This is a genomic window from Mycoplasmopsis bovigenitalium (assembly GCF_002356075.1).
GTDB lineage: Bacteria > Bacillota_I > Bacilli_A > Mycoplasmatales > Metamycoplasmataceae > Mycoplasmopsis > Mycoplasmopsis bovigenitalium_A.
The window spans coordinates 32,814-50,392 of the sequence record NZ_AP017902.1 but is presented as its reverse complement, the minus strand read 5'-3'; the positions used below and the strand labels follow the sequence as shown (position 1 = coordinate 50,392).

Genomic DNA, 17,579 nt, shown 5'->3' with positions numbered 1-17,579 from the left:
TTCATTTTTAAAAAGAATTGGTAATTTTTATTTTATTCAATACCCATAAGTATGCCATAATCAACAAATGGTGTGTTAGTGTTTTTTCAAATTAAGTCAGCAAGCTGAGGATAATCTGTAAATGGGTTTCTAAGACCATTATCATATGCTTTGTCGATTTCATTATTTCTATCAATATCAAACATATCAATAACATCTTTATTATTTCAATCAATGTAGGTATCTAAATAATTCTTAGATATGAATGGAAATGCTGCTAAATATGTGTTTCCAAGCATACCTTCAACTAGTTTATTATTGTGAGTAATTGCAAAATACATTAACGCTCTGGCAACATCACCTTTAAATTCGTCGATAGGTTCAGATACATTTGCACTAGTTTTTGTTCCATTTAGAGAAACTTTAGCATTTTTACCTGCAATTCCAAATGAACTATTTCCGCGCGCATTATTTACATATTTATCTGTTGGCCAAACAAAGTGGGCATCTGTGCGAACATCTTGATCTTTTGCAAATCATGATTGAGGCACAAGATGTTCTCTATTATACATTTCACCTTCTTGATTTTTTCTCCCTCTAACAGCTTTGCCCTCATCGCCTGATAAATCTTTGCCATGTCTATTGTTAAAATCAAATGAATATGGATCTTTTCCTTTAGGATTTTCAGAGTAAATATCTAAAAGAGTATTGTCTTTTTCATAATATTTATCAACGAATGCTTTTGTATAAATATCATAAAGTTCAGTGTATCTAGAATAACCTTTTTCTTTTCCCCTTTGAACATGTTGGCTTCATTTTTGAGCTTGTAATTTAATTAAAGCATTTAATAATTCTTGTCCTTTCAAATTATTAAGTGGCTTATAATAATCACTTTTTTTGTAAATTAATGTTTTACCTTTATATTCTGTTTTTGCCTTTGTTTGAATATAATTCATATCCAAAATTGCACTTTGAATGTCACTTATTAAATTTGTGTGAATATCTCTTACAACATAAAAAACTTTTATCTTGTCGCCTTCAGGATTTATACTTTTTATTCTAATTTCAGTATTAATATCAGAACCATTAATTTTTATGTATTTTTCACTTGTAAAATCAACTAAATTTACATCATCTCTAACTTCTTTTGCAATGGCTTTTAAAGTTATTAATTTTGCTTTTTCATTCATTTTTGAATTGGATTGGGAACATGAAACACTTACTAAAGAACTCAAAATTGCAACAGATGAAATGGGTAATAAAAGTTTTTTCATTAATGAACCTCTTTTTCTGGGAATTTAATAATATATTCAAATTCACCAATATTTTTTGCATTTGATTTATATGATAATTTATATTTGATTGTTATAGTTCTCTTTTCATCATCTGTTTTAAAATCAATAATTTCATTTTTTAAATCCACTAATTCATTCGAATTTAAACCAGTTTTTGAATAATTAATTTTCATATCTTCAGCAAGAAATGTTGAGGGATCTTCTCATTTTAGATATTCAAAATTTTCTGCTTCATAATTATTTACCTCAAAATAAATTTTTGAGTTAAATTCAGTATTATTTAAAGATTTTTTAAAACCATCTATTGTGATTATTTGATTTTTAATTTCTCCATTAATTTTAGTGGCAACTAGTTCAACAACTAAAATACCTTTTGCAGCATCTTTTTTAATTTCTTTAATCTTAACTTCTTTATAAATAGTGTCATTATATTGAGTTTTTATATCTTTTTCATTTATATCATCAAGTGTGAAGTCGACTTTGTTATTAAAATTAATATTATTTATTGTGATCAGTAATCGGTCATTAACCTGTTGTTTAGAGCATGAAACAATACTCAGTGGCATCGAGCTAATAGCAATTGTGCTTATTGTATTTTTGATTATTTTTAGATTCATTTTAATCCTTTTTTTATTTGTTTAACATATTATTATAATGGATTATGTGCACTTGCTCAAAAACAAAAAAACCTCGTGCGAGGTTTTAAATTATTTTTTAGTAACTTTATTTCAGTATGTATTAATGTTTGTTGAAGTTTTTTGGTCAGTTGGCTCAATAGCTTTGTGAATAACTTTGTACTTTAATTTTTCACTTTGAGTAACTGGGTTAAATAATGTGTAATTATCTTTAATTTCATACAAGTTAGTTACATATGATTTTTCAAATTCACTTAAATCAGAGAAGTAATTTTTAGCTACATATTCATAAAGTCTTTTGACTGTTGGTGTATAGTTAACGTTGTCAAAATTAATATAGCTTGATGTTTCTTCAAATTTTTCCAATGCTTTTTCAGGATAATCTACTTGAAGACCATCAGAAACTGCATCTACATAAGTATTAATTAACTTGTCATAATCTGATTCTTCAACATCTGCATTTTTAGCCATCACTAAACCATCGATAAGTAGTAAATTAGATTTAGGGCGAATGAAACGAATTGATCCATTCTTACTTCTTTCTATGTTATCTTCTGAAAAATAAGCGTCAAGTGCATCACCATTATATAAAATAGCTGCTTGAATTTTTGAATTATCTAAATCTGGTTCAACAAGTTGAGTTAGTAAAAATTGTCCATCGCCAATAAAGTTAATATTTTGGTCAGTCAATGAATAATCTAGAGAGTTTTTGATTAATTTACCAAAATTATCAATCAATTTTATGTATAAATTTGGTTCATCAATTGTACTTGCTTTACCAGTTATATTTGTATCAAAATATTTGTCTTTGTTGTCATATTCATATGCAGATCCATAAATCATGTTGTCTCTAACAGCGTCGGTAATGGCAAAACGATTAAAGCCATTTGATTTTAAAGCTTTCAAAATGTCAGACATAATCACTTCTTTTTGATTGTCCTGTTTGCCTTTATTGACACCATTTTCATAAATGCTGTCAATAATTTTTTGGTCAAATTCATACAATTTTTTCTGAATTTCTTCTTCAGTTACTGATTGATTTATTAATTCTTTAACAACTTTAAATGGGTTGTAAGCTATAACCATATCTTGGCTAAAATAAGGCACAAAATAATCATATAAGTGACGTTTTTTACCGTCAATTTCTTGGAATTTTTTGCCATCATAATTAGTTAATAATACATCATCATATCTTGACATATGGCTTCAAACTAAATCTGTAAAAAGAGATTTTTGAAATTCTCTATATTCCTTTTTGTCGCGGTATTGCTCGTATGGTAAATTTTTACCTTGGGCATCTTTTGCTCAATTTGGACGATTTTTTTGGTCTTTAATAAATACTTTTAAATAATCTATTTCTTTTAATTTATCACGTCTAATTAATTGAACTGCTTGGGCATCACTACCAATTCCACCAAGTGCCTTACGAGTTAAAATTGCTTTTGTAAACTCGTTTAAAGTGTCAAATTCTTTAAAGTCATAATTGCTAGACAAAATTTCGCGTCCGCTATCTGACATATACGATTTATAGTTATAAAAAGTAGGTTTAAAAGGTTTTTTGGCTTTTAGTGCAATCGCAACCGATACAGCACTTAATGAGCCAATAATTCCAAGTGCGATTGCTGATTTTTTTAGGATATTTTTTGTTTTAGTTCGCATTTGTGCCTCCTAAAACTTTTTTAGTTTTTGTCATTTTTGCTTTATATCCAATGTAAATCGCATTACCAATAAAGGTAGCAAAAAGAATTGCAGTACCAACAACAAGGCCTCAAGGTTTAATATTACCCTCGTAAAGTTTTGTCCCTAGTGTTGAAGTATTTGTAGTTGTTTTTAAAATTATAAAGTCGTCAAATGATAAAAATGTAGCAACTAATCCAGCAAAAACAATTGTTGGAATCATGTATACAAAATACGTTTTAAATCAAGATTGAACTTTTGAATACCCCAAATCTTGACTAGCTTCATAAAGCGAACGCTCAAATTTTTCGCTTCTTGGATACATTAAAGAAATTCCGTAAGGAAGCGCCATAACTGTATGAGCAACAATTCCTCGAATAATTCCTTCATTAACCACAGAAAGAACACCAAAGAATAAAGTGAACACTAAAACTAGTCCAATGGCTGTTATGTTGTCGGGGTTAATAATTGGAATGTTGTTTACTGCTTTTGTTACTAATTCGTATTTTTTATTTTTTTGTCTTCATAGTGCAAAAACTGTAATTAGTGAAATGAAGACAACTAAAATCGATGTAAAAAAGGCAATAATAATTGAGTTAATTAAAGCAATATCTCTTCCTTCTGTGAAAAATTCGCTTCATGCTTCAGTTGTAAACCCGTTTCAAGAGGTTGATAAATATCCTTTTTTACTTGGTTTACTAAAACTAAATACAGCCGCAAAAAATAATGGAATGTATGTTAGTGCAAGAATTAAATAAATGTATGATTTTCTTAAAAAAGTTGTAAATTTATTCATTTTTTACCCCTTTTCTTGATTTTGTAGCTGCTAGTCTAATTATTAAACGTGGTACAAAATTAATCATTGCATAGCAACCAATGAATATTGCACTGACTACTAAAACAAGCACTGAACCAGTTGAAAGTTCATAAGCATTTGATGGGTCAGAGTATTGGTTAATTAGCGAACCAACTGTTTGCAGTTGGGCTGGGTTTGGCAATAATTTATCACTAATAACAAAGGTGGTTGCTGATGCTAAAAAGATTAAACTTAAGCCTGATAAAATCGCTTTAAAACTGTATGGAATAACAACTTTAAATAAAGTTTGAAATCTGTTGTAACCTAAATCTGAACTAGCCTCAATGATGTTTTTAGGCATATCTTTAAAAACAGAATAAAGCGGCATTATCATGTATGGTAAGTTAAGGTATGTTAGCGCTAAAATCATGAATCATTCTGAATTTAAGACGTCTTCGTCAAAAATGCTTAGGAAAAATCCTCTAATTGCATAAATTTTAGCAATTGTGAAAATAACCATTGGTGAAAGAATAAGACTCATTGCATAAACTTGTAATATTTTGCTTTTTGTTGTTGCAACAAAATATGCATATGGAAAACCAATTAATAAACACAATATTGATGAAATTACACCAATTCTTAAACTTCTGCCAATAATTACTCAAGTATTAAATTGTTTGATTAATAATGCTGTGTCAAAATTTTCGCGAGGTGTAAAAGCCTGAACAACAATTAAAATCATTGGAAGAACAATCAAAAAGATTGCAATAAACACATATGGTAAAAGTAATAAAAGTTGTTTGTTAAATCCTAATGAACTTTTAAATTTAGTATTCATCAGATGAATAATCTCATTTCGAGTCTTTTGCCATAATGTGAATTGAGTCGATTGTTCAAGAAATTGAAACTTCTTGGTCTAAATCGAATTTTTTAGCAGTTTCAACGAAAATGCTAAAACCGTTTTTGAAGTCAACTTTTAAATAGTAGTAGCTTCCACGGTAAGTAATATCAACAATTTTACCAATAAGTCCATTGGTTTTTTTAGTTTCAGATGCGTCCATAATGTCAATATCTTCTGGACGAATTAAAACATCAACTTCGCTGCCTGCAACAAATTCATCTTCATCATGAATAGTTTTGAATGTTTTATCCATAAATGTAACTGTTGCATCTTCATTGAAAATTGCATTGTAAATGTTTGATGAACCAATAAAGTTTGCAACTCATTTGTTTACTGGATAGTCATAAATTTGTTTTGGAGTGTCATATTGCTCAATAACACCATCACGCATGATTGCCACTCTATCTGAAAGTTCAAGTGCTTCATCTTGGTCATGAGTAACAAAAATGAATGTAATTCCTAGACGTTGTTGAATATTTCTTAGTAATTTTTGCATTTTTACTCTAATTTTAGCATCAAGCGCACTCAATGGTTCGTCAAGAAGTAAAATTTCAGGCTCAATAACAAGTGAACGAGCAAGTGCAACACGTTGTTTCATACCACCAGATAGTTCATTAATTGCTTTAGTTTCTGAACCTTTTAAGCCAACTAGTTCAACAATTTTAGCAACTTCTTGATTCATTTCTTCTTTAGAAATTCTACGTGTTAGATATTTCTTTTCAAAGTCTTCAGTTTTTGTTGCAACATAGTTTTCTCAGTATGAATAAATAAAGTCAGATCTATCTAAATATTTTTGTCTTCTTTTGTAAGGTAGTGAATTAGGTTTTAATGCTTCCATTTCTAATTCATATCTTGTTTGAAGTTTGTCAAGTTTGGCCATTTCATCATTAGCTTTTTTTGTTCATTGTTTTTGTTTTTCAACTAATAATTTTTCATATTTAGGATTAATTGTTTCTTTAGGTATTCTTTTTAGTGCCAAACCATATTTAATGTTACCTTCAACATTTAAGTTTGGAAAAAGTGCATAATCTTGAAAAATTGTTGATAAATCTCTTTTGTGTGGTGGTAAATCTTTAATGTCCCGGTCGTGAAATTTAATTTCACCCCGAGTTGCTCTTTCAAAACCTGCAATTAATCTTAAAATTGTTGTTTTTCCAGAACCTGATGGTCCTAATAATGTAATAAATTCACCTTTTTTAATTTCTAAATTAACGTTTTCTAAAACTACTTTGTCTTCGAACTCTTTAACTACTTCTTTAAGCTCGATAACATTGCGAACGTTACGATTTTTTTTCATAGTTCTCTCCTTAGTTTTGTTTGTTTTTTTATTAAATTTCTACTAGTAAAACTAGTAATTAACGGAGGAAGCTAAATCAAATATATTTTCGAAGTATTCGCCATAAGAAAAACACAGCGAAGTACAAAATTCGCTTGAAAAAATACTTAATATTTTTCTAGTGTTAAAACCTCTTATGTCTTTCATAATGGAGAATTATAAATTACTTTAAAATTTATATAAAAAAATATAGCAAAAATTTTTGAATATTTATCTTATTTTTTTACCTATATCAATAATATTACTATTGAATTGGGATAAATTCTTAAGTGTTTATATAAATGAATTAATTTAGACTATTGTAATATAATAAAATAATAAAAAATTGGGGGGTAGTATGAAACAATATAAAAACGTAAAAGAGGTTGAAAAACAATATCTTTTTGACCTAGAATATCTACTTGATGGTAAGACAATTAACGATTTATTTGATCAATATAAACAAGCTATGCAATACTCAATTGAAGTTAAAGACTCAAAATACGATTCAATTGAAAATTATTTAGATTACCTAAATTATTCAGTTAATGTAGGAATTCTAAACAATAAAATAAGCAACTATATCTCAAATAATTTGAACAGAGAACTTACAAATACTGAATTTAATGAATTGAGCAACCAGTGAGATTTAATTAACCAAAATATTGCTGAGCAACTTGGTTCAGAAACTGTAAGATTTTACAAAAACATTGAAAAAATGAAAGAATGAGTCAATGATCCTAGATTGAAATCTTATAAAAAATTACTGCAAGCATCAATTGATGATTATTCTCACAAATTAGAAGATAATGTTGAAGAATATATTGTTAAACTAGCAAATGCTCAGCCCTCTTATGAAGGCGTTTTTGACTTAATTACTGATGCAGAACTTGATTATGGTTATCCGTTAGATTCAAAAGGTAATAAACACAAATTATCACCTGCACTAAGAATAAAATTAATGAAATCAAATGATTCAGTGCTAAGAAAAAACGCGGCAATTAATTGAAAAAATGCTAGTTTAAAACACAAAGACTCACTAGCAAATTTACTGTTTCAACAATTTAATTCAATTGGCACAAAAGCAAAAATTAGATCATATAAAAACTCAGTACAAATGCTTACATATTCTGATAGAGTTGATGAAGAATTACTTTTATCTCTTTTTGACAAAGTTAGCTCGCTAAAAACATTAGTAGCAAAAAGAAACAAATGATTTAAAAAATTTTATGAGGCTAAATTCAAAGAAAAATATCGTCCAAAATATGACTCGTTTAGAGAACTAGTGAATGTAAAATCAACATATACAGTAGAGCAAATGAAACAAATTGTTTTAGATGCCCTTGAACCTTTTGGTGAGGAATACCACAACACAATCAAAAGATCTTACAGCGAAAATTGAATTGATTTTATGACTATTGATAACAAAATGTCTGGTGCGTATTCAATTGGTTCTACCTATGGATTGGACAAAAAATATATTTTAATGAACTTCGATGGAGACCTACGTTCTGTTGAAACTTTAGCGCACGAACTAGGTCACTCAATGCATTCATATTTTAGTGATAAAAACAATGAAATGCACAATGCTGCTTACCCTATATTTTTAGCAGAAATAGCTTCAATATTTAATGAATTAATGTTATATGACCACTTATTAAAAAATTCCAAAAGTAATTTATTTAAGTTCAAAATTATTGAAAGCATGATAGACGGATTTATTGGCACAGTTTATCGCCAAACTATTTGAGCAAACTATGAATTTGATTTGTATAAAGCAATCGAAAATGGCGAAGTAGGTGCCAGTTATGAATCTTTGGCGAAAATTTACCACAAAAATTCAATGAAATATTCAACAAAGAAAACAAAATTTAATAAAAATGACCAAATATATTGCGTAACTGTTCCGCACTTTTACTATGGATTCTATGTTTACAAATACGCTATTGGCCAACTTGTTGCAAACTTCTTCTTTAGTAAATATAAAAAAGAAGGAGAGTCATTTTTAACAAAATACATTAATAACTTTTTATCTGCCGGTGATAGAGATTGACCATTAAACACACTTAAATCAGTAGATGTAGATTTAAAAGATGATAATTTCTATAAAGTAGGTTTCGAATACTTTGAATCATTAATTGATGAATATATTAAACTAGGTAAAAAAATATTCAAAATTAACTAATTAATTCATTTTTCAAAAGAAAAAGGAAAGGGGGATTATGCTTAAACTAATTTCTATTTTGCCAAAAAGAGTGAAATTTGAATTCATTTTTGGCGGCTTTTTGATATTTCTTACATCAATAATAAGCTTCTTTATTCCAAATATGATTTCACAGTTTATTAAATTAATTTTTGATGACCAAAAGCAAAAAATTACTATTGAAGTTGTAAAAGGGTGAATCTTATTCAATGAAGCAGACAGAGATTATGTACGAAATTGATTAATCGGAATAATACTTATTCAATGTTTAGTTGTTGGATTGTTATCATTCATAACAACATTTATGTATGTAAGAGCTGGCGAACGGGCTTCATATTTCTACAGAGTTAAATTGTTTGAAAAAATCAATAATTTGAGTCTAAAAAACATTTCTGATTTAAAACCTGAATCAATAATGACAAAAATTTCTAATGACGTTGCAGTTTTCTGAGACTTTTTAGTTTCAGGTCTAAGAACAATGTTAAAAGGATTTTTAATGATTATTGGTGGGGCAATAATGTCATTCTTTGTCAATTGAATATTAGCCCTAATAATATTATTAGTTGTCCCATTACTATTTTTAATATTGTTTGCAATTGGAAAAATATCAAGCCCAAAAATCAAAAAAGTTCAACAACAAATTGAAGAAGTAACCAAGGAAATTGATGAAAACATCAAGGGGGCTTCTACCATCAAAACTTATAATCTTGAACAAAAAAGACTAGATAAATTCAATACAACCAACGCAGCATGACTAAAATATAACGTTTCATTTAACACAACCGTATCAGTTTTATATCCAATTTTCTTTGCTGTTATGAACTTTGTTCAAATTGGAATATTATTCTGAGCGAGAAATGAAGTTATTACAAAAAATGCTACAGTAAATACCCTTGTTCAAGTAAATATTTTTATCGACTACTTATGAATAATTGGTTTTGGTATTTTGTTAATCACAATGTTTTTACGTTTTGCATTTAGTGCAAGAGTTTCCGCAACTCGAATTGTTGAAATTTTAAACACGAATGCTGATGCATTATTTGTTGAAAAAGGCTTAAAAATAATTGAAGAAGGTAAAAATATTGACTATAACATAAACATAGAAAATCTTAATTTTAAATACTACAAAGATAATCCAAATTACTCATTGAAAAACATTAATTTAACTATCCCCTATAAAACTACGCTTGGTATTATTGGTTTATTTGCATCTGGAAAATCAACACTTGTATCTTTATTACTAAATAATTACTTGTATGATGAAGGCTCAATTAAGATTGCTAACCAAGAAGTTAACCAAATTAACACAGAGCAACTACTACAAACAGTCGGAATTGTTTATCAAGACCCAATGCTTTTTTCGGGAACAATTCGTTCAAATATGCAATGAGCTAAACCAAATGCAAATGACCAAGAAATAAATGAAGCATTAAAAAACGCTTGCGCATATGATTTTGTTTATAAATTTGATGATAATTTAGACCACCCAATCACACAGGGCGCAACTAATCTTTCAGGTGGACAAAAACAAAGACTTTCAATAGCGCGAACACTATTAAGAAAACCAAAAATATTAATACTAGACGATTCAACAAGTGCTCTTGATAATATAACTACTAAAAAAGTTATTGAAAACATAACAAACAACTATGAATGTACAACTATTTTAATTTCACAAAAAATTGGGGCACTTAAAAAATGTGAACAAATAATTGTTATGGAATCAGGACAAATTATTGCTCAAGGCACACAGGGGAAGAGCTTATTAAAAACTGCGAATTTTATTCACAAATTCACGCAAGTCAATTAGAAGCATAGAAAGGAGTAGTCATGAAAAAACAAACAAAGTTTGGCTCAACACTTGGCCTAATTAAACTTGTTGGCAAATATTCGCAAAAAAGCGCCTGATTATTCTTTTTTGGTATTCTAACAACAATTTTTAACTCAGTTACATATATTATTGGAATTATTTTAAGTGGCCAAATTGTTTCAAAAACATTGACAAAAAATGTTTTTGAGCAAAAAGAAGCATTTGATGACAAAACATTTTTAATATTAATAATAATTATGTTGGCTTCATTTATTTTGTATGCAATATTAAGAAGTCTAGAATTTCGAATTTATATTGTTGTTAGTTATTCTACGGCTATGAATATGAGAAAAATTGCAATGCAAAAATTGTTGAAAATGCCTATTTCTTATTATGATAGAAATAAAGCAGGAAATTTAATATCAACCTTAGTTAACGATATAAATAATATTTGTGGCACACTAAGTCAATTGCTTTTACAAACTTTTTCAAATATTGCTCACCTAATAATCACTGTAATAATGATGTTTGTTTATAGCACAAATATTACACTTATTGTCATTATAACTACTTTTGCATTGTTCTCAATTGGGCTTGTAATGATTAAAAAGTCACGCCCATATGTTAAAAAAGTCTGAGATGATTTTGGCGATTTGAATGCATATGTTGAAGAATCAGTCAAAAACATGAAAATCACAAAAACATTCGGTAGACAACAAAATTCTGAACAAAAATTCAATAAAATTGCTTTAGATATCAAAAATCATGCCTTTGTGGCTGACTTGTATACACAAATGTTTATACCTTGATTTATTATGTGTACAAACCTTGTTGTATTGATTGCAACAGCGTTAGCATTATGATTCAAAAACGCCTCAATTCCACTATTTGGAGCAATAACAAAAGTCCCAGATGTTGGATTTGTTATTGCCTATGTCGGACTTCTGCATAATGTTACCGGTGCATTACAGGGTATTATTATGACAATTTTTAACTCACAAAATGGTGTTATTTCTACTGCCAGAATTAATGACATTTTGAAGCTTAAAGAACCAGATACCTCACATGAAACTACTGAATTAAACAATGTTAAAGGCCATATTATATTCAATAACGTAAGTTTTAGATACGACACAACAAAAGAAAACTGGCAACTTAAAAACGCTTCTTTTGAGGCGCTTCCAGGCCAAACTATTGCCCTTGTTGGGCCAACAGGAGCAGGAAAAACAACAGTCATTAATTTATTAAGTAAATTTTATGACTATGAAAAAGGTTCAATCACTATTGACGGCTATGAATTAAAAAACATTAACAAAAATAGTTTAAATAAATCAATGGCTGTTGTTCTTCAAGACTCATTCATGTTTAAAGACACGGTTATGAACAACATTATGATTGGCAACCAAAACGCCAAAGAACACCAAGTTTATGAATCAACATCACTAGTTTCCGCTCATGATTTAGTTTTAAGACTTGAAAAAGGATACCAAACATTATTACAAAACAATGACTCCCTTCTTTCAAAAGGCGAAAAACAATTGCTTTCAATTTCTAGAGCAATTTTAGGCGATAAAAAAATATTAATACTTGATGAAGCCACATCAAATATTGACACAAATACTGAAAAAGTTATACAAGATGCATTGGCAAATTCAATAATGAAAAACAAAACCAGTGTTGTCATCGCTCATAGATTAAGTACAATCAAAAACGCTGATTTAATTTTATTTATTGATAATGGCGAAATTGTTGAACGCGGAAATCATGAATCATTGCTTGCCTTGCAAGGCCGCTATGCAAAACTTTATAAATCACAATTTGACTAATTCAATTGAAAAAATAAACACCAAGGGAAAATCTTGGTGTTTATTTTTGCTAATTAATATTCAATTTAATCGATTCAGAAGCCAGAAGATTTTCACCTGGTTTAATTCTTACTTCATACGTTCCGGGTTTTAAGTTTTCGAGATAAATTGAATTAATATCTTGTCAATTACGAGTGTTTATTAAACGATATTCCATATTACTATCAACACCAATAATTTTATTGTTATAAACTTTTACTTCTTTATCAATATATGAATATTTTTGTGGTTTTATAATTTGAATTTCAGAAGCCATCATTGATTTTGATGATTTTTTTCTTATTGAAATTAATTTTGTACCAATACCATTTAACTCAATTTTATTATTTGTTATATCTTTTCATTCATCTAAACCTAAACGATATTCCATATCTAAATCTAGGTTTTGTAAAATGCCGGAATTATCATCAACTCCAATAAATTTTGCTTGAGGTTTATTGTGCCGTTTAACATCAAAACTTAACTTTCCTAAATTATCTATATTAAATTTATATCCTATTTTATAAACAGATAATTCAACATCAGATTTGCCAAAATTATTGAAATTTGATAAGTAAACTAGATATTCACTACCAGATTGTTCAACTTTTTCAATATAGGCACCTTTAACTCAAATATTTTCTTTTGTTAAAGTAGGAAGATCTACGCCAGAAACTTTAATAATATAGTCACTTTTATCATTTTTAAAATTATCCGCTTTCAGTTGAATTGTTTTTATATTATTAATTTTGCTCGAATCAATAGAAAATTTATATTTTAAAGTTCTAAAATTATTTCTATATCCTGTATGTTTTTCGCCAACATCATGTCCAGTTTTCTCTTTAATAATTCTTTCTACCATTGCATGATCAGTGAATGAATTACCAGTAACAAAACTTACAAATTTTGAATCAGAATTATATTTTGAACTCACTTGCATCTCAACAATTTTGCGAATATCTTCTTCACTTTTTATCAGACCTTCTAATTGGAATCCTCTATATTTTTCGCCCATCAAAGACTTAGGGATATAGTTGTTATATTTTCTACCAGGTGCAATATCATTATCATTTACTAAAAAGTATGTGTATGAAGTTGCTCTTGTTTTTTTACCATATTTAGTAAATTCTGTATTAGCATCTCAAGTAACATCCACGTGGTACCATTTACCCTCAAGCTCAACAAGGTTTCAAATATGTCACTCATTTCTAACTCAGCCAACAATAGTTTTAGATGGAATATTTAATTCATTCATAAACATTTGAAAACCTTTGGCATAACCCGCACAAACACAAAGGTTTTCAATTAAACATGAGTAAGCTGTCTGGTCAGATACTAGATCACCTCGTTCTTGATACTTAACATTTTTAGAAATTCAATCATATGCATTCCGGGCTTTGATAACATCAGATAAATTGTGTCAATTCTTTGTAATTTCCCTAACTTTTTCAATAGATAATGTTTCTTCGTTTAATGCTTTAACTTCAAATTTCGAAAGAACACGGACAATTGTTCTAAATAAATAACCTTTATATTCTGCTCAAACTTGATAACTTCTTTGTTCCTGCTCGTGTTCCTTGCCTGTCACAACTCCGCCACTAGTTATGCTTATCGAAACATCTTGAGGTGTTTTTTCACTTGATGAATAAACCATTTCTTCTGGATACTGAGCTTTAATAAATCATTTAACCCCTTCAACGGGACGCCCAGATTTATCAACTAATTCCAACTTTTTAGCGTCTTTACCATCGCCCTTAATAATTAAAGAAGCTTCCTTAAATTTAAAGTCAGGATGTGAATAGAAGTTTGATGCTAAGTTTTTAGTAGATAAAATTTTATTTTTAATTTCTTGTTCTTGCATAGAAATTTCATTGAATGGTTGAGTTGGTTGAGTTGGATAAAATGAACTATCAGCTACTTTAGAAGGTCTAACTTCTTGATTATTTTTATTATTAGCACTTAATTTGTCTGCAGAATTATCAGCTGAATTATTTTCGTTTTCTTTAGAAATTTGTTTATTTTCGTCAAAAGGGTTTGTTGAAATTGGCTGATTTGTTTCAGTAGCTGGTTTATCTTTTTCAGTTTTATTAGAAGTGGTTCTTTTGTCATTAATATTTTGATAATTATTGGGGGTTTTGTCTGTTTTAGCATTAAAAGGGTCTGTTGAATTATTATTTCCACCATTTTTTTGTTTGTCTACGTTTGATTTAGATGTAGTTTCCTTATCATTTCGGTTTGAATTATCAAAATTAGTTTTTGGTATTACACCAGTGTGATTTCCTTGACTATTACCTATTAAATCTCCAGCTGCGTCCGTGTGCTTTTTCTCTTCACCACCAGTGTTATTATTGCTATTAGTGTCAATTACTTTATGAATGTCAACATTTCCATCTATATCAGTGGTTGCAGCATTAGTTTTTTTATCATCATCAACCATAACACCGTGTGTTACGCCAAATGTTATCTTTCCAGTATTTTTTTTAGAATTATTGTCAGAAACTTCACAACTAAAAACAAATGATCCTGCTGCAAAGATAGATACAACAGATAAAAGACTTAAAGACAATTTTTTAATTTTATTTTTTTTCATAATATTTACCCCTAATACTTGTGTTTTTATTTTACTTCTAAAAATAAATAATTAAATATATAAATTCATAACATAAATTTATACGTTGAAGTTAAAATAAAAATAACAAATTTATAAATTTAGTAAAAATGACTAGAAATTTCAATAAACAATTGAATCAAAATTCCAATTTATAGCATATTCGAATATCCAAAATTCATAAGTAACTTTAATTATTTGAGCAACAAAAAAAGCAAGCAATTAGCTTACTTATTTGTCTAATTTTTCAGCAAAATCTAGTGCTTTTCTTACAATTTGGTCCATATTTACATACTCATATTTGGCTAGTCTGCCTAAGTGATAAAGGTTAGGATAATTTTGAGCTTCTAACAAGTATTTTGAATATTGATCTTTAGAAATATCGTTTGGAATAGGGTAATATCTTTCCGAAAATAATTGTGAATTTTCGTCAAAATCGCCAGGGTATTCTTTCGAAATAATAGTTTGCTCAATATCAATATTTTTTTCAGGGTAAAAATTCTTATATTCAGTAATTCTTGTCATTGATATGTGTTCAGGATAGTTAACAACAGCTGTTTTTTGTAAGCTTTTTACACCTAATGTTTCAAATTCAATATTAAGTGATCTATAAGTTAATTTACCGAATTTGTATCCAAATATTTCATCAATAGGAGCACAGTTAATTATTGGTATATCAATTTTACTATTTTCAATATAAATTGAATTGTTTTGGAAATTTATTACTTCAGATATATTGGTGTTAAATATGATATCAATATTGTTGCTTGACATCATATTTTCAACCATCTTTGTGTAACCTTGAACTGGTAATCCCTCAAATTTATCAGTAAAATAAGTGTTTCTTTCACTTAAATAAATTGGTACCCTAGCAAACACAGAAGCGTCTAGTTCTTCAATACTTTTATTTCACATTTTTGAAGTGTAACTTGCAAAAACACGATTGTAAATTGTTTGATAAATATGTTGGAACTTATCTAATTTTGACAATTCTAAAATAGTAATTTTTTCTTGATTTGGAAACTGAGATTTTAAATAATTTATGAATTCTTGTGCTTCATTTGGAAATAGGATTTTAATTGAATTTATATTAATTGGTAGTGGAATTAAATTATCATCAATTTTCGCTTCAACTACATTTTTATAAGAATTGAATTTTGCAAATTTATTCAAAAATGTAAATACTTCTTCATCATTTGTGTGAAAAATATGTGGGCCATATTTGTGCACTAAAATTCCTTTTTCGTCGTAATCAAAAACGTTTCCGGCAATGTGAGGTCTTTTTTCAATAACTAAGATTTTTTTATCAGCTGGCAAAGTAGCACAAACAGTGGCAGTACTTAGTCCTGAACCAATAAATAAATAATCATATTTATTAATGTTTTGTGGTAATTTAGTAATTATTTTCATATTAGTCCTTTTTTAGTTGGTGTTTTCTAAATTCAATTTCACTCGAAATTATTTCATTAATGTCACTTTTGATTTGATAATTTAATTCACTGGTAATTTTTTTGTTTGCGGCAATTAAAATATCTGGGTCACCGCTTCTTCTCGGTCCATAACCAATACCTAAATTTCGATCAAGTATTTTTTCAAATGTTTTAACAATTTCTAAATTAGAAAAACCATTTGAACTACCAATGTTGTAGTATAGATTTGTATTATCTTGAACCATTTTTTCAGCAACTAACTTGTGTAATTCAGCTAATTCAACCACATAAACATAGTCTCTAATGCATGTTCCATCTGGAGTTTTATAGTCATTTCCAAAAATTTTAAACTCTTTGCTTTGGCCAAAGGCATAATAACTGATTGATGGAATTATGTGGGTTGGCATTAATCCATTTTTTGTTAAATAACCAATTCTTTTACTTTTTGAAGCGCCGCCAACATTGAAATATCTTAAAAATGAATATCTAAAATCATTATTAGCTACTGCAAAATCTTGAATTATTTGTTCGCCAAAATATTTAGTTCTGCCATATGGACTACATGGATTTTTATCATCATCTTCGTAAAAATATCCACCATGTTTTGAGTCATTGCCATAAACTGCAGCAGATGAAGAAAAAACGAAATTATTTACATTGTGTTTTTTCATTGTTCTTAAAACATTAACAAGACCTTGAATATTTGTTTCGTAGTATCTCAATGGTTCGCTAACACTTTCGCCAACTTTAATTAGTCCTGCTAAATAAATAACTACATCAATATTATGATTTGAAAAAACAATATCTAAAGATTTTTCATCTAAAATATCACCTTCAAAAAATGAACTTTCAGCTTCTACAAATTCTCTAAAACCAGTTGATAAATTATCATAAATAACTACTTTATCTCTTTTACTTTTGTTGATAATTTCCGCTACATGGCTACCTATGTATCCGGCGCCGCCAATCAATAAATAAGTCATAAAAACTCCTCTTATAAAGCTAATAAATTTATTGAATGAATTATAGCACTACTGCGGCACCCATTTTTTGATATTGATTCGTTAAATTCTATATGTTTCATAA

The 17,579-nt window shown here is 28.4% G+C and carries 12 protein-coding genes; 3 read left to right on the top strand and 9 right to left on the bottom strand.

The window, feature by feature from the left end; translation table 4 throughout:
* Positions 1 to 32: 32 nt before the first annotated feature.
* The 6 genes from MBVG596_RS00140 to MBVG596_RS00115 all read right to left on the bottom strand — a co-directional run bounded on the left by MBVG596_RS00140 (position 33) and on the right by MBVG596_RS00115 (position 6,580).
* Positions 33 to 1,253, bottom strand: coding sequence for an endonuclease (locus MBVG596_RS00140; protein WP_096385369.1), 1,221 nt, complete (start codon positions 1,251 to 1,253; stop codon positions 33 to 35).
* Positions 1,253 to 1,891 carry a hypothetical protein gene (locus tag MBVG596_RS00135; RefSeq protein WP_096385366.1) on the bottom strand — a complete coding sequence of 213 codons (639 nt, stop codon included), beginning with the start codon at positions 1,889 to 1,891 and terminating at the stop codon, positions 1,253 to 1,255. Before MBVG596_RS00135 ends, MBVG596_RS00140 begins: the two co-directional genes overlap by 1 nt.
* Before the next feature lie 90 nt (positions 1,892 to 1,981).
* A complete protein-coding gene (locus MBVG596_RS00130; protein WP_096385363.1) occupies positions 1,982 to 3,568 on the bottom strand; it encodes a hypothetical protein in 1,587 nt (528 codons plus the stop codon).
* Positions 3,558 to 4,382: an ABC transporter permease gene (locus MBVG596_RS00125; protein ID WP_004419717.1), complete on the bottom strand. Its 825-nt coding sequence runs from the start codon at positions 4,380 to 4,382 to the stop codon at positions 3,558 to 3,560. Before MBVG596_RS00125 ends, MBVG596_RS00130 begins: the two co-directional genes overlap by 11 nt.
* A complete protein-coding gene (locus MBVG596_RS00120) occupies positions 4,375 to 5,220 on the bottom strand; it encodes an ABC transporter permease (RefSeq protein WP_004419720.1) in 846 nt (281 codons plus the stop codon). Before MBVG596_RS00120 ends, MBVG596_RS00125 begins: the two co-directional genes overlap by 8 nt.
* Positions 5,210 to 6,580, bottom strand: coding sequence for an ABC transporter ATP-binding protein (locus tag MBVG596_RS00115; protein ID WP_096385361.1), 1,371 nt, complete (start codon positions 6,578 to 6,580; stop codon positions 5,210 to 5,212). The genes MBVG596_RS00120 and MBVG596_RS00115 overlap by 11 nt, the downstream gene beginning before the upstream one ends.
* A gap of 376 nt (positions 6,581 to 6,956) precedes the next feature.
* Here MBVG596_RS00115 and MBVG596_RS00110 point away from each other — a divergent pair, with 376 nt between their 5' ends.
* Genes MBVG596_RS00110 through MBVG596_RS00100 form a run of 3 tightly spaced genes read left to right on the top strand, consistent with a single transcriptional unit; the run spans position 6,957 to position 12,437 of the window.
* On the top strand, positions 6,957 to 8,783 hold the full coding sequence (locus MBVG596_RS00110; protein WP_096385358.1) for a M3 family oligoendopeptidase: 1,827 nt from the start codon (positions 6,957 to 6,959) through the stop codon (positions 8,781 to 8,783).
* Between the two features lie 37 nt (positions 8,784 to 8,820).
* Positions 8,821 to 10,611 (top strand): ABC transporter ATP-binding protein, encoded by a 1,791-nt coding sequence (locus MBVG596_RS00105; RefSeq protein ID WP_225247172.1) that lies wholly within the window; start codon positions 8,821 to 8,823, stop codon positions 10,609 to 10,611.
* Positions 10,612 to 10,631: 20 nt separating this feature from the next.
* Entirely contained in the window at positions 10,632 to 12,437 is a 1,806-nt protein-coding gene (locus MBVG596_RS00100) for an ABC transporter ATP-binding protein (RefSeq protein WP_096385355.1), read from the top strand.
* 49 nt (positions 12,438 to 12,486) lie between these two features.
* On the opposite strand, the gene MBVG596_RS03805 is transcribed toward MBVG596_RS00100, so the two are convergent.
* The 3 genes from MBVG596_RS03805 to galE form a co-directional block, all read right to left on the bottom strand.
* A complete protein-coding gene (locus MBVG596_RS03805) occupies positions 12,487 to 15,045 on the bottom strand; it encodes an MAG6410 family transglutaminase-related lipoprotein (RefSeq protein WP_096385352.1) in 2,559 nt (852 codons plus the stop codon).
* Between the two features lie 249 nt (positions 15,046 to 15,294).
* On the bottom strand, positions 15,295 to 16,473 hold the full coding sequence (gene glf / locus MBVG596_RS00090) for a UDP-galactopyranose mutase (RefSeq protein WP_096385350.1): 1,179 nt from the start codon (positions 16,471 to 16,473) through the stop codon (positions 15,295 to 15,297).
* Between the two features lies 1 nt (position 16,474).
* The gene (gene galE / locus MBVG596_RS00085) at positions 16,475 to 17,476 is read right to left on the bottom strand and encodes a UDP-glucose 4-epimerase GalE (RefSeq protein ID WP_096385347.1); all 1,002 of its coding nucleotides are present in this window, start codon (positions 17,474 to 17,476) and stop codon (positions 16,475 to 16,477) included.
* Positions 17,477 to 17,579: the final 103 nt, after the last annotated feature.